The organism is Streptomyces sp. NPDC047841, assembly GCF_040704085.1.
Classification (GTDB): Bacteria; Actinomycetota; Actinomycetes; order Streptomycetales; family Streptomycetaceae; genus Streptomyces; species Streptomyces argyrophylli.
This window is the reverse complement of the sequence record NZ_JBEYRP010000010.1, coordinates 132,458-157,408: the sequence shown is the minus strand read 5'-3', so window position 1 is coordinate 157,408 and position 24,951 is coordinate 132,458. Positions and strand designations below refer to the sequence as shown.

Annotated in this window: 23 protein-coding genes and 2 pseudogenes; 14 read left to right on the top strand and 11 right to left on the bottom strand. The window is 72.1% G+C overall.

Annotated elements, in window-relative coordinates; translation table 11 throughout:
• Positions 1–278 precede the first annotated feature (278 nt).
• Positions 279–869, bottom strand: a pseudogene (locus AB0947_RS18250) (ATP-binding protein); the annotation flags it as partial.
• Between the two features lie 203 nt (positions 870–1,072).
• On the opposite strand from AB0947_RS18250, the gene AB0947_RS18245 reads away from it, so the two are divergent.
• The 3 genes and pseudogenes from AB0947_RS18245 to AB0947_RS18235 form a co-directional block, all read left to right on the top strand.
• On the top strand, positions 1,073–1,933 hold the full coding sequence (locus AB0947_RS18245) for a helix-turn-helix transcriptional regulator (RefSeq protein ID WP_366751340.1): 861 nt from the start codon (positions 1,073–1,075) through the stop codon (positions 1,931–1,933).
• Positions 1,934–2,188 (top strand): DUF397 domain-containing protein, encoded by a 255-nt coding sequence (locus AB0947_RS18240; RefSeq protein ID WP_366751339.1) that lies wholly within the window; start codon positions 1,934–1,936, stop codon positions 2,186–2,188.
• A gap of 86 nt (positions 2,189–2,274) precedes the next feature.
• Positions 2,275–2,642, top strand: a pseudogene (locus AB0947_RS18235) (SAM-dependent methyltransferase); the annotation flags it as partial.
• 114 nt (positions 2,643–2,756) lie between these two features.
• Here AB0947_RS18235 and AB0947_RS18230 read toward each other — a convergent pair.
• On the bottom strand, positions 2,757–4,196 hold the full coding sequence (locus tag AB0947_RS18230; RefSeq protein WP_366751338.1) for a PLP-dependent aminotransferase family protein: 1,440 nt from the start codon (positions 4,194–4,196) through the stop codon (positions 2,757–2,759).
• Between the two features lie 46 nt (positions 4,197–4,242).
• Here AB0947_RS18230 and AB0947_RS18225 point away from each other — a divergent pair, with 46 nt between their 5' ends.
• Complete coding sequence (locus AB0947_RS18225; RefSeq protein WP_366751337.1) at positions 4,243–4,779, top strand: carboxymuconolactone decarboxylase family protein; 537 nt, start codon at positions 4,243–4,245, stop codon at positions 4,777–4,779.
• Positions 4,780–4,837: 58 nt separating this feature from the next.
• Here AB0947_RS18225 and AB0947_RS18220 read toward each other — a convergent pair whose 3' ends face one another.
• The 4 genes from AB0947_RS18220 to AB0947_RS18205 all read right to left on the bottom strand — a co-directional run bounded on the left by AB0947_RS18220 (position 4,838) and on the right by AB0947_RS18205 (position 8,751).
• Positions 4,838–6,325 (bottom strand): glutamate synthase subunit beta, encoded by a 1,488-nt coding sequence (locus tag AB0947_RS18220; protein WP_366751336.1) that lies wholly within the window; start codon positions 6,323–6,325, stop codon positions 4,838–4,840.
• Positions 6,326–6,477: 152 nt separating this feature from the next.
• Positions 6,478–6,957 carry an anthrone oxygenase family protein gene (locus AB0947_RS18215; protein WP_366751335.1) on the bottom strand — a complete coding sequence of 160 codons (480 nt, stop codon included), beginning with the start codon at positions 6,955–6,957 and terminating at the stop codon, positions 6,478–6,480.
• Positions 6,958–7,254: 297 nt separating this feature from the next.
• Entirely contained in the window at positions 7,255–7,953 is a 699-nt protein-coding gene (locus AB0947_RS18210; protein ID WP_366751334.1) for a DUF2293 domain-containing protein, read from the bottom strand.
• Between the two features lie 105 nt (positions 7,954–8,058).
• Positions 8,059–8,751 carry an NAD(P)H-binding protein gene (locus tag AB0947_RS18205; protein ID WP_366751333.1) on the bottom strand — a complete coding sequence of 231 codons (693 nt, stop codon included), beginning with the start codon at positions 8,749–8,751 and terminating at the stop codon, positions 8,059–8,061.
• Between the two features lie 98 nt (positions 8,752–8,849).
• Here AB0947_RS18205 and AB0947_RS18200 point away from each other — a divergent pair, with 98 nt between their 5' ends.
• The gene (locus tag AB0947_RS18200) at positions 8,850–9,242 is read left to right on the top strand and encodes a helix-turn-helix domain-containing protein (protein WP_366751332.1); all 393 of its coding nucleotides are present in this window, start codon (positions 8,850–8,852) and stop codon (positions 9,240–9,242) included.
• A gap of 47 nt (positions 9,243–9,289) precedes the next feature.
• Entirely contained in the window at positions 9,290–9,922 is a 633-nt protein-coding gene (locus AB0947_RS18195) for a uridine kinase (RefSeq protein ID WP_366751331.1), read from the top strand.
• 99 nt (positions 9,923–10,021) lie between these two features.
• Here the strand turns inward: AB0947_RS18195 and AB0947_RS18190 are convergent, their stop codons facing one another.
• Positions 10,022–11,149 (bottom strand): magnesium and cobalt transport protein CorA, encoded by a 1,128-nt coding sequence (locus AB0947_RS18190; protein WP_366751330.1) that lies wholly within the window; start codon positions 11,147–11,149, stop codon positions 10,022–10,024.
• Between the two features lie 176 nt (positions 11,150–11,325).
• Between AB0947_RS18190 and AB0947_RS18185 the strand changes: the two genes are divergently transcribed.
• Positions 11,326–12,120, top strand: a complete 795-nt coding sequence (locus tag AB0947_RS18185) for a methyltransferase domain-containing protein (RefSeq protein WP_366751329.1) — start codon at positions 11,326–11,328, stop codon at positions 12,118–12,120.
• Positions 12,121–12,340: 220 nt separating this feature from the next.
• Here the strand turns inward: AB0947_RS18185 and AB0947_RS18180 are convergent, their stop codons facing one another.
• Together AB0947_RS18180 and AB0947_RS18175 are read right to left on the bottom strand one after the other, a co-directional pair.
• Entirely contained in the window at positions 12,341–13,276 is a 936-nt protein-coding gene (locus AB0947_RS18180) for a PfkB family carbohydrate kinase (protein ID WP_366751328.1), read from the bottom strand.
• Entirely contained in the window at positions 13,261–14,169 is a 909-nt protein-coding gene (locus tag AB0947_RS18175) for a pseudouridine-5'-phosphate glycosidase (RefSeq protein WP_366751327.1), read from the bottom strand. The genes AB0947_RS18180 and AB0947_RS18175 overlap by 16 nt, the downstream gene beginning before the upstream one ends.
• Before the next feature lie 99 nt (positions 14,170–14,268).
• On the opposite strand from AB0947_RS18175, the gene AB0947_RS18170 reads away from it, so the two are divergent.
• A complete protein-coding gene (locus tag AB0947_RS18170; RefSeq protein ID WP_366751326.1) occupies positions 14,269–14,700 on the top strand; it encodes a VOC family protein in 432 nt (143 codons plus the stop codon).
• A 16-nt stretch (positions 14,701–14,716) separates the two neighbouring features.
• Here the strand turns inward: AB0947_RS18170 and AB0947_RS18165 are convergent, their stop codons facing one another.
• Both AB0947_RS18165 and AB0947_RS18160 read right to left on the bottom strand, forming a co-directional pair.
• Positions 14,717–15,271 (bottom strand): methylated-DNA--[protein]-cysteine S-methyltransferase, encoded by a 555-nt coding sequence (locus AB0947_RS18165; RefSeq protein ID WP_366751325.1) that lies wholly within the window; start codon positions 15,269–15,271, stop codon positions 14,717–14,719.
• 40 nt (positions 15,272–15,311) lie between these two features.
• The gene (locus AB0947_RS18160; protein ID WP_366751324.1) at positions 15,312–16,184 is read right to left on the bottom strand and encodes a glycerophosphodiester phosphodiesterase family protein; all 873 of its coding nucleotides are present in this window, start codon (positions 16,182–16,184) and stop codon (positions 15,312–15,314) included.
• 278 nt (positions 16,185–16,462) lie between these two features.
• Between AB0947_RS18160 and AB0947_RS18155 the strand changes: the two genes are divergently transcribed.
• From AB0947_RS18155 to AB0947_RS18130, 6 genes are all read left to right on the top strand, one after another.
• On the top strand, positions 16,463–17,329 hold the full coding sequence (locus AB0947_RS18155; RefSeq protein ID WP_366751323.1) for an MHYT domain-containing protein: 867 nt from the start codon (positions 16,463–16,465) through the stop codon (positions 17,327–17,329).
• A gap of 40 nt (positions 17,330–17,369) precedes the next feature.
• Positions 17,370–19,517 carry an excinuclease ABC subunit UvrB gene (gene uvrB, locus AB0947_RS18150; protein ID WP_366751322.1) on the top strand — a complete coding sequence of 716 codons (2,148 nt, stop codon included), beginning with the start codon at positions 17,370–17,372 and terminating at the stop codon, positions 19,515–19,517.
• A 172-nt stretch (positions 19,518–19,689) separates the two neighbouring features.
• Complete coding sequence (locus AB0947_RS18145) at positions 19,690–20,268, top strand: TerD family protein (protein ID WP_366751321.1); 579 nt, start codon at positions 19,690–19,692, stop codon at positions 20,266–20,268.
• A gap of 29 nt (positions 20,269–20,297) precedes the next feature.
• Positions 20,298–22,328: a TerD family protein gene (locus AB0947_RS18140; RefSeq protein WP_366751320.1), complete on the top strand. Its 2,031-nt coding sequence runs from the start codon at positions 20,298–20,300 to the stop codon at positions 22,326–22,328.
• A 222-nt stretch (positions 22,329–22,550) separates the two neighbouring features.
• A complete protein-coding gene (locus AB0947_RS18135; protein WP_366751319.1) occupies positions 22,551–23,552 on the top strand; it encodes a TerC family protein in 1,002 nt (333 codons plus the stop codon).
• Positions 23,553–23,849: 297 nt separating this feature from the next.
• The gene (locus AB0947_RS18130; protein ID WP_366751318.1) at positions 23,850–24,950 is read left to right on the top strand and encodes an ionic transporter y4hA; all 1,101 of its coding nucleotides are present in this window, start codon (positions 23,850–23,852) and stop codon (positions 24,948–24,950) included.
• The last annotated feature ends 1 nt before the right edge of the window (position 24,951 follow it).

Below are 24,951 nucleotides of genomic sequence, written 5' to 3'. Positions count from 1 at the left end.
CGAGGAGTCCGCCGTTGCTGCTCCGGTACGGCGTCCCGGCGGTGCTCCCTGGCCGTGTCCCCGTGTTGCCCGGAGGCCACGTCGGGGCGGCCCTCCCGTACGGCGTCCCCGTGCTGCCCGAAGGCGACGTCCCCCTGCTGCCCGGAGGCCGCGGCCGCGTCCCGGCGCTCCTCCGGTACGGCGTCCCGGTGCGGCCCCGGTGCCGTACCCCGTCGCTCGTCCCGCGCCGCCCGCCCACTCGCCCCGGCCGGCCGGTCGTTGTCGGAGTCGCCCGGGCGGCCCGGCTTGGGGCGGGCGCCCCAGCCCAGGTCGTCGCGCGGCTCGGCGGCGTCCTGGGAGGCGGCGTCGCCCTGCCGGGGCAGCTCCGCCCAGACGAGCAGGCCGGGGCCGTGCTCCTGGGCACCCCAGGCCCGGCACAGCGCGTCGACGAGGAGCAACCCCCTCCCGTGCTCCTCGTCAGGTCGCTGCGGAGAAGGGTGGGGTTCGCCAGGAGCACAGCCCTCGTCACGTACGGCTATGCGCACCATGTCGTCGTGGTCGTGCAGCTCGCACACGACCCGGCCGCTCGCGGTGTGCACGATCGCGTTGGTGACCAGCTCGGATATGACCAGGGCGGCGCTGTCACAGGTGTCCGCGCACACCGCCCAGCCCGACAGCCGGGCGCGCGTCAGGCGTCTGGCCTGGGCGACGGAGCCCGGATGTGCGGCGAGTTCGAAGCGGAACCTGCGCTCGGCAGTGCCCCCCGGGGAGGTCGCCGCCTCCCCCGCGTTCGAACCGGCTCGCGCGGGGGAACCCGCAGCGGCGCCGAGACCGGGACGGTCAGCGGCGGCGTCTGTTCCTAAAGGCGCGGACGGAATCACGCCTGCCACTATCGCCCTGCCACGGACACTTGGCAAGAGTCACTCTGAAAATTGCAGAGTGCTGTGTGACTCGGTCAGGGCACGTGGCAGACTGCTCGCAACAGCACGTCGCGCGGCGCCAATTGGAGTCCTCGGAGGTCCGGCCCGGTCTTCGAATGAACTTTCGAGTGGCGCCGTAGGGCTGTCAGCGAACTTTCGGTGGAGGTGGGAGCGTGAGCGAACCGCGGTCCGCGCCGACGGTGGGCCAGGTGGTCCTCGGCCGGCGCCTGCTGGACCTGCGGGAACGCGCCGGACTGAAGCGCGAGGAGGCCGCCCGCGTCCTCCGTGTCGCCCCCGCCACCGTCCGCCGCATGGAGACGGCCGAGGTCTCCCTCAAGATCCCGTACCTCCAACTGCTGCTGAAGGCCTACGGCGTCCCCGACGACGAGGCCGAGATCTTCGTCCAGCTGGCCGAGGAGGCGAACAAGCCCGGCTGGTGGCAGCGGTTCCACGACATCCTGCCGGGCTGGTTCTCGATGTACGTCAGCCTGGAGGGCGCGGCCGGCCTCATCCGCTCCTACGAGCCGCACTTCGTCCCCGGTCTGCTGCAGACCGAGGACTACGCGCGCGGGGTGCTGAAGTCCGGTGCCGTCGGCCAGACGAGCCCGGAGGACATCGAGCGGCACGTCGCGCTGCGCATGCAACGCCAGCAACTGCTCACCCGTCCCGACGCCCCCCGCTTCTGGGTGGTGATGGACGAGACCGCCCTGCGCCGCCCGGTCGGCGGCCCGGAGGTGATGCGCGCGCAGATCGACAAGTTGCTCCAGGCCACGGAGCTGCCCCATGTGACGCTCCAGGTCGCCCCGTTCGCCCACGGGCCGCACCCGGGCACGTACGGGCCCTTCGTGCTGTTCCGATTCGCCATGCCGGAACTGCCCGACATGGTCTACAGCGAGTACCTGACCGGCGCCGTCTACCTCGACGCGCGCACCGAGGTGGCGACCCACCTGGAGGTCATGGACCGCATGGCGGCGCAGGCCGCTACTGCACAACGCACGAAGGAGATCCTCCGGGATCTCCGCAAGGAGCTGTGAATGGATCGCATCAAGCCGCGCGGACACGTCTACAACGGCATGCCCGCGCGGGAGTTGGGAAGCGAGGGGTGGCACAAGCCCTGGAGCGGCGGCAACGGCGGGAACTGCCTGGAGGCGATGAAGCTGGCCGACGGGCGGATCGCCGTACGCCAGTCGACCGACCCGGACGGGCCGGCCCTGATCTACACCACGGCGGAGATGACCGCGTTCATACAGGGCGCCAAGGCAGGGGAGGCCGATTTCCTGCTGTCCTGACTACGGCGTGTGTTGTTTCTGACCCAACTCCCTCACTGTGACAGCAAGTTGCTGATCGACCCCGCTTGACGCCCGCGGAGTGCGGCATGACGGGGCAGAACCCGACGGCCGTCCGGATCGACACCGGCGAGCCGCGTCCCGCGCGGACGTACGACTGGTATCCCGGCGGCAAGGACAACCACCCCGTCGACGAGGCGATGGGCCGGCAGATGCCGGCCCTCGACCCCAGGGCGCCGGTGACCATCCGGGTCCACCGCGCGTTCCTGCACCCCGCCACGCGCCGGCCGGCCCAGCAGGGCGTACGGCGGTTCCTGCACATCGGCACCGGCATCCCCACCGAACCGAACCGCACCAGGTCGCCCAGCGGCGCCCGGCGCGTCGCGGACCCGGACCGGCCGGTCGCCGCCTCCCTGGTCGCCCTGCCGCACTTCATTCCGACGAGGACGGAGCGCACCCCGCGCTTCCGCAAGGCCGGTCAGGCCGCGCGGGAACCCGGTCTACGGCTTGCGGGCCACCGCCCCGCAAGCGGGGATCATGCCGTTGTCCCGGCCCGGGAACGGTCCCTGCCTCACTCCGGCGGCAGCACCCCGCACAGCGCCTCCAGCGCGGCCCCGTAGACGTGTTCGGCCGGGGCGGCGTATCCCACCACCAGGCCGTCGCCGGCATCCGTCGGACTCCGCGGATGCCGGAACGCGGCCAGCCCGTCGAGCGCGACGCCCTGCCACACGGCGGCCTTCACCGTCGACCGCTCCGTGCCGGGCGGCAGCCGCAGCACCGCGTGCAGCCCGGCCGCGATCCCCGTCACCTCGATGTGCGGCGCCCGCGCGGCGAGCGCCGCGACGAGCCGGTCCCGCCTGCGCCGGTACCGCTGCCGCATACGCCGCACATGACGGTCGTACGACCCACAGGCGACGAAGTCCGCGAGAGCCAGCTGGTCCAGCACGCTCGCCCACCCCTCCCGCTCACCCTTCGCCGCCAGCACCGGCTCCACGTACCGCTGCGGCAGGACCATCCAGCCCAGCCGCAGCGCCGGCGACAGGCTCTTGCTGACCGACCCGATGTGGATCACCCGCTCCGGGTCGAGCCCCTGCAACGCGCCGACGGGCCGGCGGTCGTAGCGGAACTCGCCGTCGTAGTCGTCCTCCAGCACCACCGCCCCCCGCGCGCGTGCCCAGTCGATCACCGCCGCCCGGCGCTCCGGGTGCAGCGGGCCGCCGGTCGGGAACTGGTGCGCAGGTGTCAGCAGCACCGCCCGCTCGCGCCCCAGCGCGTCCACCCGCGCCCCGTGCTCGTCCAGCGGCAGCGGTACGGTGCGCACGCCCGCCGCCGTGAGCAGTTCCCGGTGGAACCCCAGCCCGTACGCCTCCACGCCCAGCGGACCGCGCACCACCCCGCCCGTACCCGGCCCGTCCCGGACGCCCCGGCCGAAGAGAAGCCGCAGCGCGTGCGCGAACCCCGAGCAGATCACGATCCGGTCCGGCTCGGTACGCACCCCCCGCGCGCGAGCCAGGTACTCCGTCAGCGTCTCGCGCAACTCGCGGCGCCCGGCGGGATCGCCCGGACCGAACGCCTCGCTCGGCGCCGCCTGCAAGGCCCGGCGGTACGAGGCCGCCCACGCCGCACGCGGAAAGGCCGACGCGTCCGGCGCCCCCTGCCGCAGGTCGTGCACCGGCCCCCGTGCGCGCGGGGGCACCTCGACGGGCGTTCGTACGGTGTCACGCGGCGGCCCGGCCCGCTCCGCCACCCGCGTCCCGGAACCCTGCCGGGCGGTCAGCCAGCCCTCGGCGACCAGCTCGGCGTAGGCGTCGGCCACCGTGTTGCGGGCCACCCCCAGGTCCGCGGCGAGCGACCGGTACGGCGGCAACCGGGTGCCCGGCGCCAGCCGCCCGCTGCGCACGGCCTCGCGCAGAGCCCTGGTCAGCGCCGCCCGCCGGCCACCCGGACCCGACAGCTCGAGATGCAGGTCCGCACCGATCCGCTCCGCGGAATTGACCCACGATTCCGTCATGGAAATGCACCCTACTGCCGGTCTTTTCGGTCCCTAGGCTGGAGACATGACGACGAACACGACCACCGCGACCGCCGCCACCTCCACCGTCGGCCTCCCGCACGGCATCGCCCCGGCCGGGGCCACCCGTACCCGCCTGGACTTCGCGAAGGCCGCCCCGAAGGTGTTCCGGGCGGTCGTCGGCCTGGACGCCGCCGCCCGCCAGGGCCTCGAACCGGCCCTGGTCGAACTGATCCAGATCCGCGCCTCCCATCTCAACCGCTGCGCCTACTGCCTGCACATGCACACCAACGACGCCCGCAAGGCCGGCGAGAACGAGGACCGGCTGCACATGGTCGCCGTCTGGCGCGAGGCCCGGCACTTCTTCACCCCGAGGGAACAGGCCGCCCTCGCCCTGACGGAGGCGGTGACCCTGGTAGCCGACGGCGGTGTCCCCGACACCGTCTACGCCGAGGCCGCCGCACACTTCGAGGACCAGGAACTGGCCCACGTCCTGTCGCTGATCCTCACGATCAACACGTGGAACCGCGTGGCCCTGGCCACGGGAAAGGTCGCGGGCACCGACGAACGCGCCGCCGGCTGAGGGCAGCTCCCGGCGGTCCCCGGCCGCACCCGTTCTTGTGCGGCTCCCCGTCGGTGTGTCAGACCACCATCGGCCGGTCCGTGGGCCGGATCGGGGCCGGCAGCCGGGAACTCCCCGTCAGATAGCGGTCCACGGCCGCCGCGACCGCCCGGCCCTCCGCTATCGCCCACACGATGAGCGACTGCCCGCGCGCCGCGTCCCCCGCGACGAACACCCCCGGGGCGTTGGTCGCGAAACCGTCGTCCCGGGCGATCGTGCCGCGCGGCTGCAACGCCAGCCCCAACTGCTCGATGAGACCGTCCTCCTGGTCCGGCCCGGAGAACCCGAGGGCGAGCAGCACCAGGTCGGCGGGGAGCGTCCGCCCGGTACCCGGCACCGGACGCCGCTGCTCGTCGACCTCCACCAGGTGCAGTGACCGTACGTTCCCCCTCTCGTCGCCGGTGAAGCGGAGCGTGGACGCCGCGAACAGCCGCGCGTCCGCGTCCGCCGCCGGTGCCGTCCGCAGGTCCCGCGCCTCCTCGTGCGCGGCCGACAGCCGGTAGACCTTGGGGTACGTCGGCCACGGCTCGGCGTCCTCGTCGCGCTCCGCCGTCGGCTGTGCGTAGATGTCCAGCTGGGTCACGGACGCGGCCCCCTCGCGCACCGCGGTGCCCAGACAGTCCGCCCCGGTGTCCCCGCCGCCGACGATCACGACGTGCTTGCCGGCGGCCGACAGCGGCGACACCTCCAGATCCCCCTCGCACACGCGGTTGGCCAGCGGCAGGTACTCCATCGCCTGGTGTATCCCGTTCAACGCACGGCCCGGCACCGGGAGTTCCCGCCACGCCGTCGCACCCGTGGCGATCACCACCGCGTCGTACCGGGACCGCAGTTCGGCCGCCGGGACGTCCCGGCCGACCGCCGTCGACGTGCGGAACTTCGTCCCCTCGGCCCGCATCTGCTCGATCCGCCTCTCCAGGTGCCGCTTCTCCATCTTGAACCCGGGGATGCCGTACCGCATCAGCCCGCCGATTCGGTCGTCCTTCTCGTACACCGCCACCGTGTGTCCCGCCCGGGTCAGCTGCTGTGCCGCGGCCAGCCCGGTGGGCCCGGAGCCGATGACGGCGACCGTCTTCCCGGACAGCCGCTCGGGCGGCCGGGGAGGCGTGAAACCCTCCTCCCACGCCCGGTCGGCGATCGCGCACTCGACGTTCTTGATGGTGACGGCCGGCTGGTTGATCGCCAGCACGCACCCCGCCTCGCACGGCGCCGGGCACAGCCGCCCGGTGAACTCCGGGAAGTTGTTCGTGGCGTGCAGCCGGTCGCTCGCCGACCGCCAGTCCTCCCGTGCGACCAGGTCGTTCCACTCCGGGATGAGATTGCCCAGCGGGCAGGCCTGGTGGCAGAAGGGGACGCCACAGTCCATGCAGCGGTCGGCCTGCTTGCTGATGATGGGCAGCAGCGCGCCCGGGACGTACACCTCGTCCCAGTCCCGCACCCGCTGCTCCACGGGCCGCCGCGGCCACTCCTGGCGCGGCGTGGTCATGAACCCCTTGGGATCGGCCATGGCGTCTTCCTCGCGTACGGGCAGCGGAGGCACCGGGTGAACGAAGGGCCGTGCGTCATCGGGCGGCGCTCTTGCGGCCACGATACGTCTCCGCGGACGCCCGCGCAGAGTGGCGGACAGCGCTTTCTCCCAGGGTGCGCGGCCGGGGCGGCTCAGGCGAGGGCCAATATGTAGAACAGGGCCGCCGCGGCGGCGGCGACCGTCCGGACGTGGTTCCAGAACGTCCACTCGCGCACATACGCCGGCCAGTACACCGCGGCCTCCGGCGCTCCCGGGGTGAGCCGGGCCAGCCGGTCGTTTCGGGGCACGTTCGCGACGACCGTCAGCCCGAACGAGCCGGCCAGGTACAACGCGCTGCCCAGCAGCAGTTCCGCCTTCCCCTCCTCAGGCCACACCACGAACGTCACCACCGCGATCAGCGCGCACAACGCCGCCGACCCGGCGAACACGGTCATGAAGGCCGGCCGCACCGCCGCGACGTTGATCGCGTTTATCGCCGCCACACCCTGCGCGGGCGGCAGCGCCGCGAGCCCCCGCATCACGAAGGTCGAGAACCCGCAGAAGACCCCGGCCACCAGCCCGGTCCCGAGAACGCCCACCACGACCAGCACGAAGAACGGCCCGCCGATCATCCCCGCACCCCCATTTCCGTCCCGGCCGGACCGCAGCCCGGCACCGATCCCTCTCATCCGTCACCGCACCCCATCCGCACCACGGGCGCGCCCTGGCCACTCACACAGCTCCCATGCCCCATCCGGGTACGGGTGAGCGCTGGAGGCGCCGCCACCAGGGCGAGGCACCCCGCCGGCGCGGGCAAGCGTCGCCAGGCCCGGCCGAGGCCCGCTGTCACACGAGCCCTCCGCGGACGCCGGTGGCCCTGCAAGCGCCAGCCGGGCCCACCCCGTCCACGTTCACCCCGAGCCCGTTCCTCAACCCACGTCCTCCTCACCAGCCTCCTGCCACGCCCGCAGCACGCTCTCCACGGTCCCCGTGATCCGCCGCCGCGCCTCGTACCGGGGGACCCCGCTCATCAAGAGCCGGTCGTACGCCGTGTCCCCATGCCGCACGCCCGCCACGACCGCCGAGATCACCGCCCCTTCGGTCAGTGCCCGTCCGGCCGCGCTGCGACCCACCCGTCCACTGCCCCGCACCGACGCGTGAGCCGCGATGGCGCGGGCCCGCTCGGCGGGGCAACCGGGGAACAGCCGAAGGATCTCGGCCGCGAACGCCGCCGCGAACCGCTCGTCCTCCGCCGCCCGGCGCCGCGCGTCCCGCGCCCGCCGCCGGCGCCGGGCCTCGGCGTCCGCCAGACAGCGGGCCTCGGCCCGGGCCAGCGCGGCCTCCTGCACGAGCACGCCCTGGCGTTCGTAGCGGCTCTTGCGCCGGTTGAACCGCACGACCACCACCGACAGCCCGCTCTCCTCCCGCGACCTGCGCGTCAGGGCCGTGTCGCCGCGCGGCAGGAACACCAGATGGCCGAGGTCGGCGCAGTCCAGGCAGCGCGGCGCCCCGTCCTCCAGCATCAGCAGCGACAGCGGACCGCGCCGGCAACCGGCACACCGCCTGCGCTTCAGCGGCTGGATGGCGACAAGACGACCGGGGGAGTGGGGAGTTGCGGGAAGCGCCATACGCGGTACTTTCCCCGTCACCGCCCACGGCTCCCACGCCCGCCTACCTTCCTTCCCCTCCGGTCAGTCCCTCCTGCGTACGTCCTCCTGTCCCACCTCTCGGAACTACCTCTTCTCCTCCCGGTAGTTGAACACCGACACCCGCTTCCGGTGCCGCACCGGTTGCTCGATCTCGTCGACCACCGCCACCGCGAGGTCCGCGTACGACAGCCATGGCTCAGGATCGCCGCCCGGCAGCCGCTCCCCTCCGACGCGGTACCGCCCCGTCCGCGCACCGCTGTGCTCCAGGTACCCGGCGGGCGTCAGCATCACCCAGTCGACGGGCCCGTCCCCGCGCTCCCGCAGCCGGTGCAGGCCGGCCGTGTGCGCCAGCGCGAACGGCCGGATCGCCGGGGGGAACGCGCCCGGGTCGTCCATCACCGGCCGCCCGTCCGCGCCGAGCAGGTTCGCCCCGAGACCCACCGCGACGAGCCGGCCCACGCCGGCCGCGGCGAGGCCTTCGAGCAGCGCGTCCGCCGCCTTCACGAAGAACCCGGGGTCGAGCGTGTCGAAACCCTGCTCCGGCCCGCTGAACGGCGAAACGGCGTGCACGGCCCCGGCATGCCCGGCGGCGACCCCCGTGACCGACCGGAGATCGGTGACATCGCCCCGTACGACCGTGACACCCTCCGCTCCGAGATCCGGATATCTCGCCGGATCCCGCACCACGGCCGTCACCGCGTACCCACGCGCCCGTGCCTCGGCCGTCACCGCCCGACCGGCCCGGCCCCCGGCACCGAAGACCACGATCCCGCTCATCCCGACCTCCAAGTCCTGCGCGGTCGCCCGCGATCGGACCAGGACGTTAGGGACCGGACCCCCGGTTACCGCAACGGAATCGGCGTTACCCTCGACGGATGACCGACGCGACGGCCCACGACCGTGCCGCACCTCTCGATCCCGGCATGTTCCACCCCCTCTGTCCGTCGTCCGCCATGCCCTTCCGGGTCGGCGACAAGTGGTCCGGCATGGTGATCCGCTGTCTCCAGAACGGCCCACGCCGTTTCGGTGAACTGCGGGTCCCGCTCAGGGCCGTCACACCCAAGGTCCTCAGCGAGACCCTGCGCGCCATGGAGCGCGACGGCCTGGTGACCCGTACCGCGTACGACGAGAACCCGCCCCGCGTCGAGTACGCACTCACTCCCCTCGGTCGCACCCTCATTCCCCTCCTCGACGCCGCCCGCACGCGGAGCGAGACGCACCTCCCCGCCCTGCTCGCGGCCCGCCGCGCGGCCGGACGGCCCGCCTGACGCCGGCACCCGCGCCGCTCTCCTCCGCCACCCGGCATCATGGGCGTGTGCGACTGGAAGCGATCACCTGGGAACGGCTGGCCGAGCGGCTCGCCGACCGGCTGGCCGGCGCGGGACCGTCCGACGGCGCCGCCTGGCAGCGCGTCGGCATCGACGGGGCCCCGGCCGCCCGTCCGGGAGACCTCGCCACGCGTGTCGGCGAGGCGCTGCGGGTGCGCGGCCGGCCCTCGCTCGTGATCGGCACCGAAGGCTTCCTGCGGCCCGCCTCGCTCCGCCTGGAGCACGGCCGGCGCGACGCGGAGTCGTACTACAACGGATGGTTCGACACGGGCGCCCTGTGGCGGGAGGTCTTCGGGCCGCTCGACCCCGGAGGCACCGGGCGGATCCTGCCCGACCTGTGGGATCCGGCCACGGACCGGGCCACCCGCAGCCCTTACGTCCCACTCCCGCCCGGCGGCATCCTGTTGCTCCACGGCCCCCTCCTGCTGCGCCACTGGTTCCCCTTCGACCTGACCGTGCACCTCCTCCTCTCCCCGGGCGCCCTCCGCCGCCGTACGCCCGAGGCCGACCACTGGACCCTCCCCGCCTTCGAGCGCTACGAGGCCGAGACCGACCCGGCCGGCACGGCGGACGTCCTGGTGCGAGCCGACGACCCGCGCCATCCCGCTTGGAGCGGCTGATCCGGAAGCGCCGTCCGGAGATCCGGCCGCGATGACTGTGGGAACCGGCACCGCGTAGACCGGTACCGGCAGCCCGCCGATCCCCGCTGCCGCCGTCGCTCAGAGCCAGCCGTTGCGCCGGAAGCCCCTGTACACCGCCAGACACGCCCCCGCCGTCACGGCCATGATCAATGGGTAGCCGAACCGCCAGTGCAGCTCCGGCATGTGCTCGAAGTTCATGCCGTACACCCCGCACACCATCGTCGGCACGGCGATCACCGCGGCCCAGGCCGTGATCTTCCGCATGTCCTCGTTCTGCGCCACCGTCACCTGCGCGAGATGTGCTTGCAGGATCGAGTTGAGCAGCTCGTCGAACGCGGCGATCTGTTCCTTGGCCCGGATCAAGTGGTCGAGCACATCCCGGAAGTACGTCTGTATCTCCGGGGCGACGACCCGTATCGGCCGGGTCGCCAGGTCCTCCAGCGGGCGCCCCAGGGGCACCACCGCCCGCTTCAGCTCCAGCAGTTCGCGCTTCATCTGATAAATGCGGCCCGCGTCCAGACGCGCGCCGTTCTCCGAGAACACGTCGGTCTCGACCTGGTCGATGTCGGCCTGCACCGCGTCCGTGACGCTGAGGTAGTCGTCCACCACATGGTCGGCGATCGCGTGCAGCACGGCCGCCGGTCCCTTGGCCAGCTGGTGCGGGTCCGCCTCCAACTCCTCGCGCAGCGGCCCCAGCGAGCCGTGCCGGCCGTGCCGCACCGTGATCACGAAGTCCTCGCCGGCGAACACCATGATCTCGCCGGTGTCCACCACCTCACTGGTCGCCGTCAGCTGCTCGTGCTCCACGTAACACACGGTCTTGAACACCGCGAAGAGCGTGTCGCCGTAGTGCTCCAGCTTCGGCCGCTGGTGTGCCTCGATCGCGTCCTCCACCGCCAGCGGATGCAGGTCGAACAGCTCGGCGATCCCGGTGAACTCACGGTCCGTCGGCTCGTGCAGCCCGAGCCAGACGAAGCCTTCGCCGGTCTTGCGCACGAGCCGTACGGCATCCACCAGGTCGGCGCACCCGGGCACGCGCACGCCGTCCTGATACGTCACGCAGTTCACCACCGACGAGCCCAGCGGCGACCTGGCGGGATGGCTCAGGTCCACGCGCGGCCGGCGCCGGGCCAGCCGCGCCACCGTGCGCAGGCCGCCGACCCTGCCCAGCCCCGTGACCTTCCGCAGATTCCCTGCCATGGACATCTGGATCTCCCCGTGTGGATCTCCTCATGCGACGCTTCCGCGCCTTGCCCGGCAAGTCTGCCAGTCCCGGGCAAAGCGCGGGCAAGCCTGTGGGAACAGGGAGTTCCGCTTTGTTCCCGCCTGTGGACGAAGGGGCGACCGAGCCGGGCGGGCCGGCTGACCGGGATGATGGGAGCATGGCGCGCTCCGACGGATACCTCCTGGACAACCGGCAGAACGAGGCGGGCGAACGCTTCGACGCCTTCACCGCCCTCTTCGACCCCACGACCTTCCGGCACCTCGAAGGACTCGGCGTCGGCCCCGGCTGGCGCTGCTGGGAAGTGGGGGCCGGCGGCCCCTCCGTCACGTCCTGGCTCGCCGGGAAGGCGGGACCGGCCGGTCAGGTCGTCGCCACCGACATCGACACCTCCCGTCTCACCGCCGCGGACCGCCCGCCGGTGGAGATCCGCGTCCACGACGTGGGCGCCGAGGAGCCGCCCGGGGAGGACTTCGACCTGGTCCACGCCCGGCTCGTCCTCGTGCACGTACCCGACCGGGAACGGGCGCTGCGGAACATGATCAAAGCCCTGCGGCCCGGCGGACACCTGCTGATCGAGGACGCCGACCCCGCCCTCCAGCCCCTGACCTGCCCCGACGAGTACGGCCCCGAGCAGCGGCTCGCCAACCGGCTGCGCCAAGGCTTCCGCAAGCTGCTCGCCGACCGCGGCGCCGACCTCTCCTACGGCCGCAAACTCCCGCGGTTGCTCCGCGAGGCCGGACTGCACGGAGTCGAGGCCGACGCGTACTTCCCCGTGGCCTCGCCCGCCTGCACCGCCCTGGAGGCCGCGACGGTCCGTCAGGTCCGTGGCCGGCTCGTCGCCGCCGGCCTGGCCACCGACGCGGAGATCGACGAGCACCTGGCCAACGTGGAGACCGGCCAGATGGACCTGACCACGGCGCCGATGATCTCGGCGTGGGGGCGCAAGGGGTAGCCGGGGCAGCGGGCAGCCGCGGCCGCCGGACCGTTTCGACGACCGCCGGCTCCACGCGCCTGCCGGCGCGCCGCCTACAGGTCCCGGTTCGCGTGCCTGCCTGCAGGTTCCGGCGTTCGCGTGCCCGCCTGCACGGCCCGGCATCCGGCAGAGGGCGTGACCGGGCCACCGCTCGCAGGCCTCCGCAGCCGGCGGAGGCGGCCGGCACGCACCCGTCCGCTCAGCCCCCGTCCCCCGGACGCGGTGGTCTGCCGCCCACTCGTCCGACCGCCTCCGCACCCGCCCGGCAGCCCCGTGCCGCGGCTTCCTCCGGGGCCGCGCCCGCGAGGAGGGCGGCCAGGAACGCACCGGTGAAGGCGTCACCCGCGCCCGTGGTGTCCCGGGGGTCCGCCGGCACGGCCGGAACCCGGACCGGCACGGCGCCCGAACGGGCCACCAGTGCTCCCTCCGCGCCCGCCTTGGCCACCACCAGCGGTACGAGACGGCTCAGCTTCGCCGCCGCGTCCGCCGGATCCGGCAGCCCGGTCAGCAGACATGCCTCGTCCCGGCTGGGCAGCAGCACGTCCAGCCCCTCGGCGAACGCCAGGAAGCGGTCCACCCCCAGCTCGACCAGGAAACCGGCGGAGGCCGGGTCCAGGCTGACCGGCACACCGCGCGCGCGTGCCGCCGCGAGCGCCGTCTCCGCGAGTGCCCGGCTCGACCCGGTGAACAGCAGATAGCCCGACAGATGCAACCGGGCCACCCCGTCGAGCAGCGCGTCCGACCAGTCGGCGGGGCCCAGCCGCAGGGATGCCCCGCTGTCCGTCAGGAAGGTCCGCTCGGCCGCCGCACCCGTGTCGACGAGGCAGATCACGGTGCCGGTCGCTGCCTCCCGGTCCACCACGAGCCGGGGCCGCACCCCGGCCGCGACCAGCTCCCGCTCGTGCCACGCGACGGCGTCCGTGCCCACCCGCCCCAGCAGCCGTACGTCCGCGCAACCCGCGTGGGCGGCCCAGCAGGCCACGTTGGCGCCCGCGCCGCCCGGCAGCCTCCGGATCACGGCGGCCGTGTCGGTGCCGGCCGCGAGAGGCCCCCGGTGCCGGGCGATCACGTCCGTGACCACGTCGCCGACGACCAGCAGCGCGCCGTTCCGCCCGGCGGTCACCCCCTGGCCCACGCCGAGGAGATCCGCGCCGCGAGCCGGACGTTCCCGCGCACCGCCGCCAGGTTGGCGCTCAGCGAGGCACCGTCCGTGTGCCGGACCAGGTGGTCCAGCAGGAACGGGGTCACCGCCTGCCCCGTGACACCCTGCTCCGCGCAGGCGCGCAGCGCGTCGGCGAGCACACGCGCGTGCAACTCGGGATCCAGCTGTTCCGCCTCCGGGACCGGGTGGGCGACGATCAGCGCCGAGTCCGGGGCGTCCAGCGCGTCCTGGGCGCGCATGACAGCGGCGACCCGCTCGGGAGTGTCCAGCCTCCAGTCGACCGGATGCCCCGAGTCCGACAGGTAGAAGCCGGGGAACCGGTCGGTGCCGTACCCGGCGACGGCCACGCCCAGGGTCTCCAGCCGCTGCAACGTCGCCGGTACGTCCAGGATCGACTTCACGCCCGCGCACACCACCGTGATCCGGGTCCGCGCCAGCAGTCCCAGGTCGGCCGACTCGTCCTGGGTCACGGTCCACTCCCGGTGCACCCCGCCGAGCCCACCGGTGGCGAACACCCGCACCCCCGCGAGGGACGCCAGCTGCGCCGTCGCCGACACGGTCGTCGCCCCGCTCGCCCCCGCCGCCACGGCGAGCGGCAGGTCACGATGGCCCAGCTTGCGGATGCCGTCCTCGTTGGCGACCCGCTCCAGCTGGTCCTTGTCCAGGCCGACCCGGGGCCGCCCGTCCAGCACGGCGATGGTCGCCGGCACGGCACCCTCCCGCCGCACCGCCTCCTCCAGCTCCAACGCCACCTGCAAGTTGCGCGGACGGGGCAGACCGTGCGCGATGATCGTGGACTCCAGAGCCACCACCGGCCGCCCCGCGTCGATCGCCTCCCGGACTTCTTCCGACACCACCAGCACCACGTGCCCGCCTCCTGTCCGTCGGTCCTTCCTAGTCTCTGGCGGGCGCCGGCCGCGGATAAACGCTTGTGACCCGTCACGGGGGCCGCCAGCCTGGTGCACATGAGGAACAACACCACGCGCCTCGACCACGTCGTCCTGTGGGTGGCCGACCCGGTCGCCGCGGCAGCCTTCTACGAGACGGCCGTCGGCCTGGAGCCGGTCAGGGTCGCCGAGTACGCGGAGGGCACGGTGGCCTTCCCCTCCGTACGCGTCAACGAGGACACGATCCTCGACCTCGCCCCGCACGGCTTCGCCGGGCAGATGAGGATGCTGCCCGGTTCCGCGGACAGCGCGGGCCACCCCGTCAACCACGTCTGCCTGTCGCTGCCGGCCGAGGACTTCGACACCCTGAGGGACCGCCTGGAGGAACACGGCGTCCCCTTGTCGGGCATCGACCACGGTCTGTCCGGCGCCCGCGGCGACGCCACGCGCAGCTTCTACTTCCGCGACCCGGACGGCAACGTCTTCGAGGCCCGGCACTACGACGACTAGCTACACTCCGGGCCGGTCAGAACAGCGGCTCCGGCAGCACACCCTCCAGGGCGAGCAGCTTCCGCTTGGTCTCCAGCCCGCCCCCGAAACCACCGATGCCGCCGCCGCTCTCCACCACCCGGTGGCACGGCACGACCACCGGCAGCGGATTGGCGCCCATCGCCGCGCCGACCGCCTGCGCCCCGCCGGGCTGGCCGACCCGGCCCGCCAGATCGCCGTACCCCACCACGGTGCCGTACGGCACACCGGAGGCCAGTTCGCGCAGGACCTGCCGGTTGAAACCGGAGATCAGCGACCAGTCCAGCGGCAGGTCGAAGTCATGCCGCCGGCCCGCGAAGTACGCCCGCAGCTGGCCTATCGCCTCGCTCAGCAGCGGCGAGTCCGGGTCCTCCACGGGCTCGGAACCCAGCCGTGCGGCCAGCCGCTCCAGCGCCCGGCCGCGCACCGCGTCCGAGGCGTGGAAGACGACGTTGACCAGGCCGTCGCGGGTCGCCGCCAGCATCAGCGGGCCGATGTCCGTGCCGACGACGGCCCACACGACCCGCTGCTCATCCTGTGCATGGCTGTCCATGCGCCTACGGTACGGCCCGCCACTGACAACGCCGGCCGGGTCAGCCGGAGCCCAGCGCCGCCCGCACCACGTCGGGCTTGTTGCTGATGATCCCGTCGACTCCGTAACCGGCGACCTCACGTGCGGTGGCCGCGTCGTCCACCGTCCAGGCGAGGAGCTCCAGCGGCCGGCCGTGCGGTCCGTCCAAGGCGTGCACGGAGGCGACGTACCCCTGGGAGAGTGACCCGTACGAGGGATTGATCAGATCCGCGAAGCGCGTGAACCCGTGCAGCTGCGCCACGGTGGGCGTACCGAGGTAGCCGGTGATGACCGACGGCTTCAGCTCGTGCACGGTCCGCACGCTGTCGGCGCTGAAGCTCTGCACGATCAGCCGCCCCAGGTGCCCGCCGTCCAGCCAGCCCTCGTTGTCCAGCAGCTTCAGCGTCTGCTGCTCGATGCCCGGGTACAGCTCCGGATTCTTGATCTCCAGGAGGAGTTTCTCGTGATCGTGTTCGATCCGGCGCATGTACTCCTTCAGTGTCGGCACGCGCACGCCCGCGTAGGCCGGGGAGAACCAGCTGCCCGCGTCCAGCCGGGCGATCTCGGCGGCGGTGAAGTCCCGCACCTTCCACGGCGCCCGGTCGGGGAAGACCTCCTCGGCGTTCGTGGTGCGCCGCAGGGTCTCGTCGTGCACGACGACCAGCTCGCCGTCCTTGGTGCGCTGGACGTCGTTCTCGACCCACGAGAAGCCCAGTTCGGCGGCCTTGTCCACGGCGGCCAGCGTGTTCTCGGGTGCGTAGGTGGAGGCGCCCCGGTGGGCGATCACCGTGGGCACGTCGTGCTCGCCCGCCCGGGCATCGGACGTGGGGCTCAGCAGGGCGGTCACCGTCCCCAGGACCGCGGCCACCGGGGCGGCGACTACGCGCGCGTACATGCGTACTCCTCGCATCGAGCGGATACCGACAGCAACAGACTGACAGCACTGAGTCAACGGCATTCGCCGCACGACGGCCACACCATGCATGGAGATGTCCAAGTCCGCTCACCGATGCCGCACAACTGCGGCAAGGCCGTGTTTCTTTGCCGGAAAATCGTTCGACCCCTCCGATGGGGGTCATACTCTCTGCGACAACCCTGACCGCCCGTGCGGTCCTGGGACGGGGGCGTATTCGGGTTTTCCGGGACACAAGAAGGCGGGAAGGGCAGCCGCGGATGCAAGGCACGGTCGACGGATTCAGCTACGGGGCCGTCACCCCGTTGGTGGCCTACCTGATGGCGTGCCTCGGCGGCGCCCTCGGCCTGCGCTGCACCACACGGTCCTTGCTGGTCACGCACGCACGGCGGCCCGCCTGGCTGGCCCTCGGCTCGGCGGCGATCGGCTCCGGCATCTGGACCATGCACTTCGTCGCCATGATGGGCTTCAGCATCAAGGAGGCACCGCTCCACTACGACAAGCCGTTGACCTACGCGAGCCTCGGCCTCGCCATCGTCATGGTCGGTGTCGGGATCTTCATCGTCGGCTACCGGGGCGCCACCGGCACCCCCCTGTTCACCGGCGGCACGATCACCGGTCTGGGCGTCGCCTCGATGCACTACCTCGGCATGGCGGGCGTCCAGTTCCACGGACGGTTCACCTACAACACGTTCACCGTCGCCGCCTCCGTCGTCATAGCGGTCGTGGCCGCCACCGCCGCCCTGTGGGCCGCCGGACAGGTGCGTGGCTTCCTGTGGAGCGTGGGCGCGAGCCTCGTCATGGGGCTCGCGGTCAGCGGCATGCACTACACCGGCATGGCCGCCCTGAGCGTCCACCTCGACGGCGCCTCCCGCACCGCCGGGGGCGCGCCCGCCGCTTCCACGCTGGCCCCGATGCTGATCGGACCGCTCGCCTTCCTGCTCCTCGCGGGCGTCGTCGTGATCTTCGACCCGCTGATGCTGGTGGGCCGCCCCGACTGGAGGCCCGTCGAGCAGAAACCGGGCGTTCCGGCCGCCGCCGTCGCCTCCCACGCCGAGCGCCGCCCCGCCGTCCACGACGGGCACCGGCCCGTGCACCACGCCTCCCGCACCCCGCAGAACCGCTGATCGCAACCCGTTGTCAGTGCGGGGTCGTACGGTTGATGCCATGCGGCCCGTTTCCCACATCGAACGCACGGTGGCGCCCTTCGAGGTCGTCAGCCCCTACCAGCCCAGCGGCGACCAGCCGGCGGCCATCGCCGAGCTGGCCAAGCGCATCGAGGCCGGCGAGAAGGACGTCGTCCTCCTGGGCGCGACCGGCACCGGCAAGTCCGCCACCACCGCGTGGATGATCGAGAAGCTCCAGCGCCCCACCCTCGTGATGGCGCCGAACAAGACACTGGCCGCGCAGCTGGCCAACGAGTTCCGCGAGCTGCTGCCGAACAACGCCGTCGAGTACTTCGTCTCGTACTACGACTACTACCAGCCCGAGGCCTACGTCCCGCAGTCGGACACCTACATCGAGAAGGACTCCTCGATCAACGAGGAGGTCGAGCGCCTGCGCCACTCGGCCACCAACTCGCTGCTCACCCGGCGTGACGTCGTCGTGGTCGCCTCGGTGTCCTGCATCTACGGCCTCGGTACGCCGCAGGAGTACGTGGACCGCATGGTCACCCTCCGGGTCGGCGACGAGATCGACCGGGACGAGCTGCTGCGCCGCTTCGTCGACATCCAGTACACGCGCAACGACATGGCGTTCACCCGCGGCACCTTCCGGGTCCGCGGCGACACCATCGAGATCTTCCCGGTCTACGAGGAGCTGGCCGTCCGCATCGAGATGTTCGGCGACGAGATCGAGGCGCTGTCCACGCTGCACCCGCTCACCGGCGAGATCATCAGCGACGACCGGCAGCTCTACGTCTTCCCCGCCTCCCACTACGTTGCCGGGCCCGAGCGCATGGAGCGGGCCGTCAACGACATCGAGAAGGAACTGGGCGAGCGCCTGGGCGAGCTGGAGAAGCAGGGCAAGCTCCTGGAGGCCCAGCGCCTGCGGATGCGCACCACGTACGACCTCGAGATGCTCCGCCAGATCGGCACCTGCTCCGGCGTGGAGAACTACTCGATGCACTTCGACGGCCGCTCGCCGGGCTCCCCGCCCAACACGCTGCTGGACTACTTCCCGGACGACTTCCTGCTCGTCATCGACGAGTCGCACGTCACCGTCCCGCAGATCGGCGCCATGTACGAGGGCGACGCCTCCCGCAAGCGCACCCTCGTGGACCACGGCTTCCGCCTGCCCTCCGCCCTGGACAACCGGCCGCTGAAGTGGGAGGAGTTCCAGGAGCGCATCGGGCAGACCGTCTACCTGTCGGCCACCCCTGGCCCCTACGAGCTGTCGCGTTCGGACGGGTTCGTGGAGCAGATCATCCGCCCCACCGGCCTGATCGACCCGGAGGTCGTGGTCAAGCCCACCGAGGGCCAGATCGACGACCTGGTGCACGAGATCCGCAAGCGCACCGAGAAGGACGAGCGGGTCCTCGTCACCACGCTGACCAAGAAGATGGCCGAGGACCTCACCGACTACTTCCTGGAACTCGGCATCCAGGTGCGCTACCTGCACAGCGACGTCGACACCCTGCGCCGCGTCGAGCTGCTGCGCGAACTGCGCTCCGGTGAGTACGACGTCCTGGTCGGCATCAACCTGCTCCGTGAGGGCCTCGACCTGCCCGAGGTGTCCCTGGTGGCGATCCTGGACGCCGACAAGGAGGGCTTCCTCAGGTCGGGCACCTCGCTGATCCAGACCATCGGCCGAGCGGCGCGCAACGTCTCCGGCCAGGTCCACATGTACGCCGACAAGATCACCCCGGCGATGGAGAAGGCCATCGAGGAGACCAACCGCCGCCGGGAGAAGCAGGTCGCCTACAACAAGGCGAACGGCATCGACCCGCAGCCGCTGCGCAAGAAGATCAACGACATCGTCGCGCAGATCGCCCGCGAGGAGGTCGACACCGAACAGCTCCTCGGCTCCGGGTACCGCAAGACGAAGGACGGCAAGGGAGCGAAGGCCCCCGTTCCGGCGCTCGGCGACAAGGCGGCCAAGGGCGCGAAGGCCGGAAAGGCCGCCAGGAACGCCAAGGGCAAGGCGGTGCCCACGGACCGTCCCGCGGCCGAACTGGCGCAGCAGATCGACGAGATGACCGAGCGCATGCGTGCCGCCGCCGCTGAGCTGCAGTTCGAGATCGCGGCCCGGCTGCGCGACGAGGTCTCCGAGATGAAGAAGGAGCTGCGCCAGATGCGGGAGGCCGGTCTGGCCTGAGTCCCGCCCGGTACCGGTCTTCGGCCCGAACGCCAAGTGTTGCAACCCCGACACAAAGCCCGGGCCGGGGGTCGGCACCGTCCGGGGCCCTGCGTAGGGTTCTGACACAACCGCGCGGTGGGCAGCAACGGCTCGGCGCGGCAACAGGGGACTGTCGAGAGGGGATCCAGCCGTGTCCGTCAACTTGTCCAAGGGTCAGGCCATCAGCCTGGAGAAGAAGGACGGGGCCACCCTGACGGCGGTCCGCATGGGCCTCGGCTGGCAGGCGGCCAAGCGGCGCGGCCTGTTCGGCTCCCGCACCCGCGAGATCGACCTGGACGCCTCCGCGGTCCTCTTCGCCGGCGCGGAACCCAAGGACGTCGTCTTCTTCCGCCACCTGGTCAGCGACGACGGTTCCGTGCGCCACACCGGTGACAACCTCGTCGGCGGCGCCGGCCAGGGCGGGGACGACGAGGCCATCCTGGTGGACCTGCAGCGCGTCCCGGTCCACATCGACCAGATCGTCTTCACGGTCAATTCCTTCACCGGCCAGACCTTCCAGGAGGTGCAGAACGCCTTCTGCCGGCTCGTGGACGAGACCAACGGCCAGGAACTCGCCCGCTACACCCTGGCCGGCGGCGGCGAGTACACCGCCCAGATCATGTGCAAGGTGCACCGGGCGGGCTCCGGCTGGACGATGACGGCCATCGGCGCCCCGGCCAGGGGCCGCACCTTCCAGGACCTGATGCCGGCGATCCTGCCGCACCTGTAGGGCCTGTCGTCAGCAGGGGGGCGACGACGATGGGGGCCGAGCTGGTGCGGGGGCAGAACCACCCGCTGTCCCACGTCCGGCTGGAGATCCGGATCTCGGCCGGGGCGCCGGTCCTGGCCGGAGTCACACTCGGCGACGAGCACGGCACGGTGCACGGCCCCCAGTGGGTGGCCCACCCCGGCGCCCCCGTGCTGCCGGGCGTCGAGGTGCCCCGGCAGCCGGCCGCCGGGCACCGCCTGGCCGTCGACCTGGACGCCCTGCCCGAGGCCGTGCACCGCGTCGAGGTGTTCCTCGCCCTGCCCACCGGCACGGCAGGTCCCCCCGGCTTCGGTGCCGTCCCGGCCCCGCACACCACGGTGTACGGACCCGACGGCACCGAACTGGCCTGTTACACCCTCACCGGCCTGGACACCGAGACGGCCGTGATCGCCCTGGAGCTGTACCGCAGGCAGGGCGCCTGGAAAGTGCGCGCGATGGGCCAGGGTTATGCGAGCGGTCTCCCCGCCCTCCTCGCCGACCGGGGGCTGCCCGACGCGGACGACCTCGCGACGGCCATCCAGGGGGCGGCGGACCGGACCCTGCCCGGTACGGCATCGGCACCGTCGACCGATCTCGGTCCTTGGCCCGCCTCCGCTCCGGCACCGCCGACCTCGCCCACCCATCAACCGGCGTCCACTTCCCAGCCCGCGCCTGCTTCCCAGTCCACTGCCGCTTCTCAGCCGGCACCGGCTTCTCCGCCCGCCACCGCCTCCCAGCCGTCCGCTTCGGGGCCTGCGGAGCCGCCGTGTCCGTACGACCCGCAGGTCCCTGATGAGGGTGGCGGCCCCGATCCCCACCAGCCCGGCGGCCCGGTCGACTACACACATCCGCGCCGCACCCGCGGCCTTCCGCCCTCGCCTCCCGCACCCTCGGTCGCCGACGGACAGCCCGCTCGGGCCGTTGCCGGGGACGCCGTGGGCTGGTCGATGGAGGAACGGCTGTACAACCAGGTCTGGGGCATGTTCGAGGACCTCGTCCGCACCACGGCCGCCTACCGCAGCGCCGTCGACTTCGCCGACTCCCGTTTGGAGAAGGAGCTGGACCAGGCCCTCGCCGACCCCCGCACGCGGCTCGGCACGGTGGGAGATGCCGCGCGTGAGGCGGCCCACGCCCGCCGGACCCAGCTGGCCGGCCAGGCACGGGCGGCCTTCGATCGCGACCTCGCCCAGCTCATCGCCGAGGCGGAGGTGGTCGAGCCCGCCCTCCCGCCCGCCTACGCCCGCTGGGACAGCCCCGTCTGGCACGCCTACCGCCTCCCCGACGAGCCGCCGATGGCGCTGCGGCTCGGCGATCTGCACCTGCCCGAAAGCGCGCCCTTGCGCATTCCCCTGCTGGTCAGGCTGCCCCTGGAGAGGGGTTTGTGGATCGACAGCGGTGCGTCCGGGGCCGGCGCCGCTGACCTGACGGACCCCGCCGAGCTGCGGAACCTGGCCCTGTCCGTGGCCGTCGCCCTCGCGGCGCGTCTGCTCGCCGTACACCCGGCCGGCGAGTTCGCCGTGCGCGTCCTCGACCCTGCCGGTGCCGGGACCCACGCGCTGCTGCCGCTGACGCGGACCGGGGTTCTCGCGGCGCCGCCCGCGACCGGGGCGGCGGGTGTCGCGCAGACGCTGGAGGGGCTCACCCGGCGCGTCGACCTGGTGCAGATGGCGGTGCGCGGTGGGGCGGCCGAGTCACTGCCGGCGGACGTGGACACCGCCCAGCAGCTCCTGATCGTCAACGACTTCCCGCACGGCTTCGACGACCGTTCGGTGACCCGGCTGCGCTATCTCGCCGACGAGGGCCCGGCCGTCGGCGTACACCTCCTGCTCGTCGCCGACCGCGGGGAGGCCACCGCATTCGGCCCCTTGCTCGATCCGCTGTGGCGTTCGCTGCTGCGACTCACCCCGCTGCCCGACGACCACCTCGCCGATCCCTGGATCGGTCACGCCTGGACCTACGAACCCTCACTGGCCCCTGCCGCCGACCCGATCGTGCACGACGTGCTCACCGAGGTCGCCAGAGCCCGTACCAAGCAATGGTAAAAGCTACTTAACCTGGGAACTTGGTCTTTGCTTTACCTTTCACTTTACCTTTCCTTGGTGGTTGGGGTACAGTCTTCCGTACGGAGGGGAGTACTCCCTGACTGCGGCGCACCCGTCAGTACGGACCGGTCCGGTCCCGGGGCGCCGGCCCATCACGGGTGGAAGAGACCTCCGGCAGCGACAACGCTGATGTGTTTGCCGTCCCCTAATGCCGGAGGTGCAATGGAAGTCTCCATGGGCCTGTGGGCCCTCACCATCGCAGGTCTCGCCGCCTTGATCTCGGTCGACTTCTTCATCGGTCGCAAGCCGCATGAGGTGTCGATCAAGGAAGCGGGCATCTGGACAGCCGTCTGGATCGCCCTGGCCGGTCTCTTCGGTCTCGGTCTCCTCGTCTTCGGCGGCGGGCAGCCGGCCGGTGAGTTCTTCGCGGGCTTCATCACCGAGAAGTCGCTGAGCGTCGACAACCTCTTCGTCTTCGTCCTGATCATGGCGAAGTTCGCGGTGCCCGCGCAGTACCAGCAGCGCGTCCTGCTCGTCGGCGTCCTCATAGCTCTGGTCCTGCGGGCCGTCTTCATCGCCGCCGGGGCCGCGATCCTCGCCAGCTTCTCCTGGGTGTTCTACCTCTTCGGCGCCTTCCTGATCTGGACCGCCTGGAAGCTCATCCAGGAGGCCCGTACGGACGAGGCCGACGAGGAGTTCGAGGAGAACAAGCTGCTGAAGGCCGCGGAGCGCAAGTTCGGCGTGGCCGACCGGTACCACGGCACCAAGCTGTGGATCCAGCAGAACGGCAAGCGCGTCATGACCCCGATGCTGGTGGTGATGCTCGCCATCGGCACCACGGACGTGCTGTTCGCCCTGGACTCCATCCCCGCGATCTTCGGCCTCACGCAGGACCCGTACATCGTCTTCACCGCGAACGCGTTCGCCCTGATGGGTCTGCGCCAGCTGTACTTCCTCATCGGCGGGCTGCTCAGGAAGCTGGTCCACCTCTCGTACGGGCTGTCGATCATCCTCGGCTTCATCGGCGTCAAGCTGGTGCTGCACGCCCTGCACGAGTCGGGTGTCCACGTGCCCGAGATCAGCATCCCGGTCTCGCTCGGCGTGATCTGCGCGGTCCTGGCCGTCACCACGGTCACCAGCCTGCTGGCCTCCAGGAAGCAGGCGGCCGTCGAGGAGGCGGACGCCGACGGCGAGGGCGCTCGCAAGAGCAGCGTCGATGTCTGACCCCGGGTGCGACGGAAGCCCGCGCCCTCGCATAGCCGCATAGCCGCACAGCGAACGGGGCCTTGGCCCTCGCCGGGGGAGTGTGCCCCCCCGGCGAGGCCATCAGCCCTCCGCGGGAATCGTCGTCCCCCTTCGCGGGTTCCGTCGCCCCACGGCGGGGTCCCGTCGCCCCACGGCGGCGTCTCATAGCGACGCGGAGGCCTGGTCCCACCGGCACCGGGCCCCGCACCGGAAAGGATGAGAGGTATCCGGAAAGAACGGAATGCGAACCTTGTACACCTCTGCGACCATCGCCGCATGATCACTCGGCTCTGGTCGCTCACCCGACAATGGACGATCCTCGTGCCGGTGCTCGCGGTCGTCCTGCTGGTCTTCACCTGGGGCCGGGGCCTGCCCGGCGCGGTCGTCGGCCTGGTGACCCTCGTTCTCGCCGGTTCCGTCCTGGCGGCCGTGCACCACGCCGAGGTGGTCGCTCACCGGGTCGGCGAGCCCTTCGGTTCCCTGGTGCTCGCCATCGCCGTCACGATCATCGAGGTGGCCTTGATCGTCACCCTCATGGCCGACGGCGGCGACAAAAGCGCCACCCTGGCCCGGGACACCGTCTTCGCCGCGGTGATGATCACCTGCAACGGCGTCGTCGGGATCTGCCTGCTCGTCGCGTCCCTGCGGCACGGCACGGCCGTCTTCAACCCCGAGGGCACCGGCGCGGCGCTGGCGACCGTGGCGACACTGGCCACACTCAGCCTGGTGCTGCCGACCTTCACCACCAGCAAGCCCGGACCAGAGTTCTCCACCATCCAGCTGACCTTCGCCGCGCTGTCCTCACTGATCCTGTACGGGCTGTTCGTGACCACCCAGACCGTGCGTCACCGCGACTACTTCCTGCCCATCACCCGGCAGGGCGAGGTCATCACCGCCGAGGACCACGCCCGGCCCCCGTCCCCGCGCACCGCCTGGACCAGCCTCGGCCTGCTCGGGCTGGCCCTGATCGGCGTGGTCGGCCTGGCGAAGGGCGTGTCACCCACGATCGAGTCGGGCGTGGCGGCGGCGGGCCTGCATCACGCCGTCGTCGGTGTGATCATCGCCCTGCTCGTCCTGCTGCCCGAGACCATTGCCGCGCTGCGCTCCGCTCGCCGCGACCGGGTGCAGACCAGCCTCAACCTGGCGCTCGGCTCCGCGATGGCCAGCATCGGCCTGACCATCCCGGCCGTGGCGCTCGCGTCCGTGTGGCTGCCCGGGCCGCTCGTCCTGGGCCTCGGCCCGACCCACATGCTGATGCTCGCGCTGACCGTGGTGGTCAGTTCCCTGACCGTGGTGCCGGGCCGGGCCACGCCCCTCCAGGGAGGGGTCCACCTGGTGCTGTTCGCCGCCTACCTGGAACTGGCGATCAACCCGTAGC

What these genes read in the sequence shown, in the direction of transcription:
- AB0947_RS18240 (WP_366751339.1), top strand. Translation starts at nt 1,934, where the DNA reads ATGGATCGCATCAAGCCGCGCGGACACGTCTACAACGGCATGCCCGCG.
- AB0947_RS18230 (WP_366751338.1), bottom strand. Translation starts at nt 4,196, where the DNA reads ATGACGGAATCGTGGGTCAATTCCGCGGAGCGGATCGGTGCGGACCTG.
- AB0947_RS18225 (WP_366751337.1), top strand. Translation starts at nt 4,243, where the DNA reads ATGACGACGAACACGACCACCGCGACCGCCGCCACCTCCACCGTCGGC.
- AB0947_RS18220 (WP_366751336.1), bottom strand. Translation starts at nt 6,325, where the DNA reads ATGGCCGATCCCAAGGGGTTCATGACCACGCCGCGCCAGGAGTGGCCG.
- AB0947_RS18215 (WP_366751335.1), bottom strand. Translation starts at nt 6,957, where the DNA reads ATGATCGGCGGGCCGTTCTTCGTGCTGGTCGTGGTGGGCGTTCTCGGG.
- AB0947_RS18210 (WP_366751334.1), bottom strand. Translation starts at nt 7,953, where the DNA reads ATGGCGCTTCCCGCAACTCCCCACTCCCCCGGTCGTCTTGTCGCCATC.
- AB0947_RS18205 (WP_366751333.1), bottom strand. Translation starts at nt 8,751, where the DNA reads ATGAGCGGGATCGTGGTCTTCGGTGCCGGGGGCCGGGCCGGTCGGGCG.
- AB0947_RS18200 (WP_366751332.1), top strand. Translation starts at nt 8,850, where the DNA reads ATGACCGACGCGACGGCCCACGACCGTGCCGCACCTCTCGATCCCGGC.
- AB0947_RS18190 (WP_366751330.1), bottom strand. Translation starts at nt 11,149, where the DNA reads ATGTCCATGGCAGGGAATCTGCGGAAGGTCACGGGGCTGGGCAGGGTC.
- AB0947_RS18185 (WP_366751329.1), top strand. Translation starts at nt 11,326, where the DNA reads ATGGCGCGCTCCGACGGATACCTCCTGGACAACCGGCAGAACGAGGCG.
- AB0947_RS18170 (WP_366751326.1), top strand. Translation starts at nt 14,269, where the DNA reads ATGAGGAACAACACCACGCGCCTCGACCACGTCGTCCTGTGGGTGGCC.
- AB0947_RS18165 (WP_366751325.1), bottom strand. Translation starts at nt 15,271, where the DNA reads ATGGACAGCCATGCACAGGATGAGCAGCGGGTCGTGTGGGCCGTCGTC.
- AB0947_RS18160 (WP_366751324.1), bottom strand. Translation starts at nt 16,184, where the DNA reads ATGTACGCGCGCGTAGTCGCCGCCCCGGTGGCCGCGGTCCTGGGGACG.
- AB0947_RS18155 (WP_366751323.1), top strand. Translation starts at nt 16,463, where the DNA reads ATGCAAGGCACGGTCGACGGATTCAGCTACGGGGCCGTCACCCCGTTG.
- uvrB (WP_366751322.1), top strand. Translation starts at nt 17,370, where the DNA reads ATGCGGCCCGTTTCCCACATCGAACGCACGGTGGCGCCCTTCGAGGTC.
- AB0947_RS18140 (WP_366751320.1), top strand. Translation starts at nt 20,298, where the DNA reads ATGGGGGCCGAGCTGGTGCGGGGGCAGAACCACCCGCTGTCCCACGTC.
- AB0947_RS18135 (WP_366751319.1), top strand. Translation starts at nt 22,551, where the DNA reads ATGGAAGTCTCCATGGGCCTGTGGGCCCTCACCATCGCAGGTCTCGCC.
- AB0947_RS18130 (WP_366751318.1), top strand. Translation starts at nt 23,850, where the DNA reads ATGATCACTCGGCTCTGGTCGCTCACCCGACAATGGACGATCCTCGTG.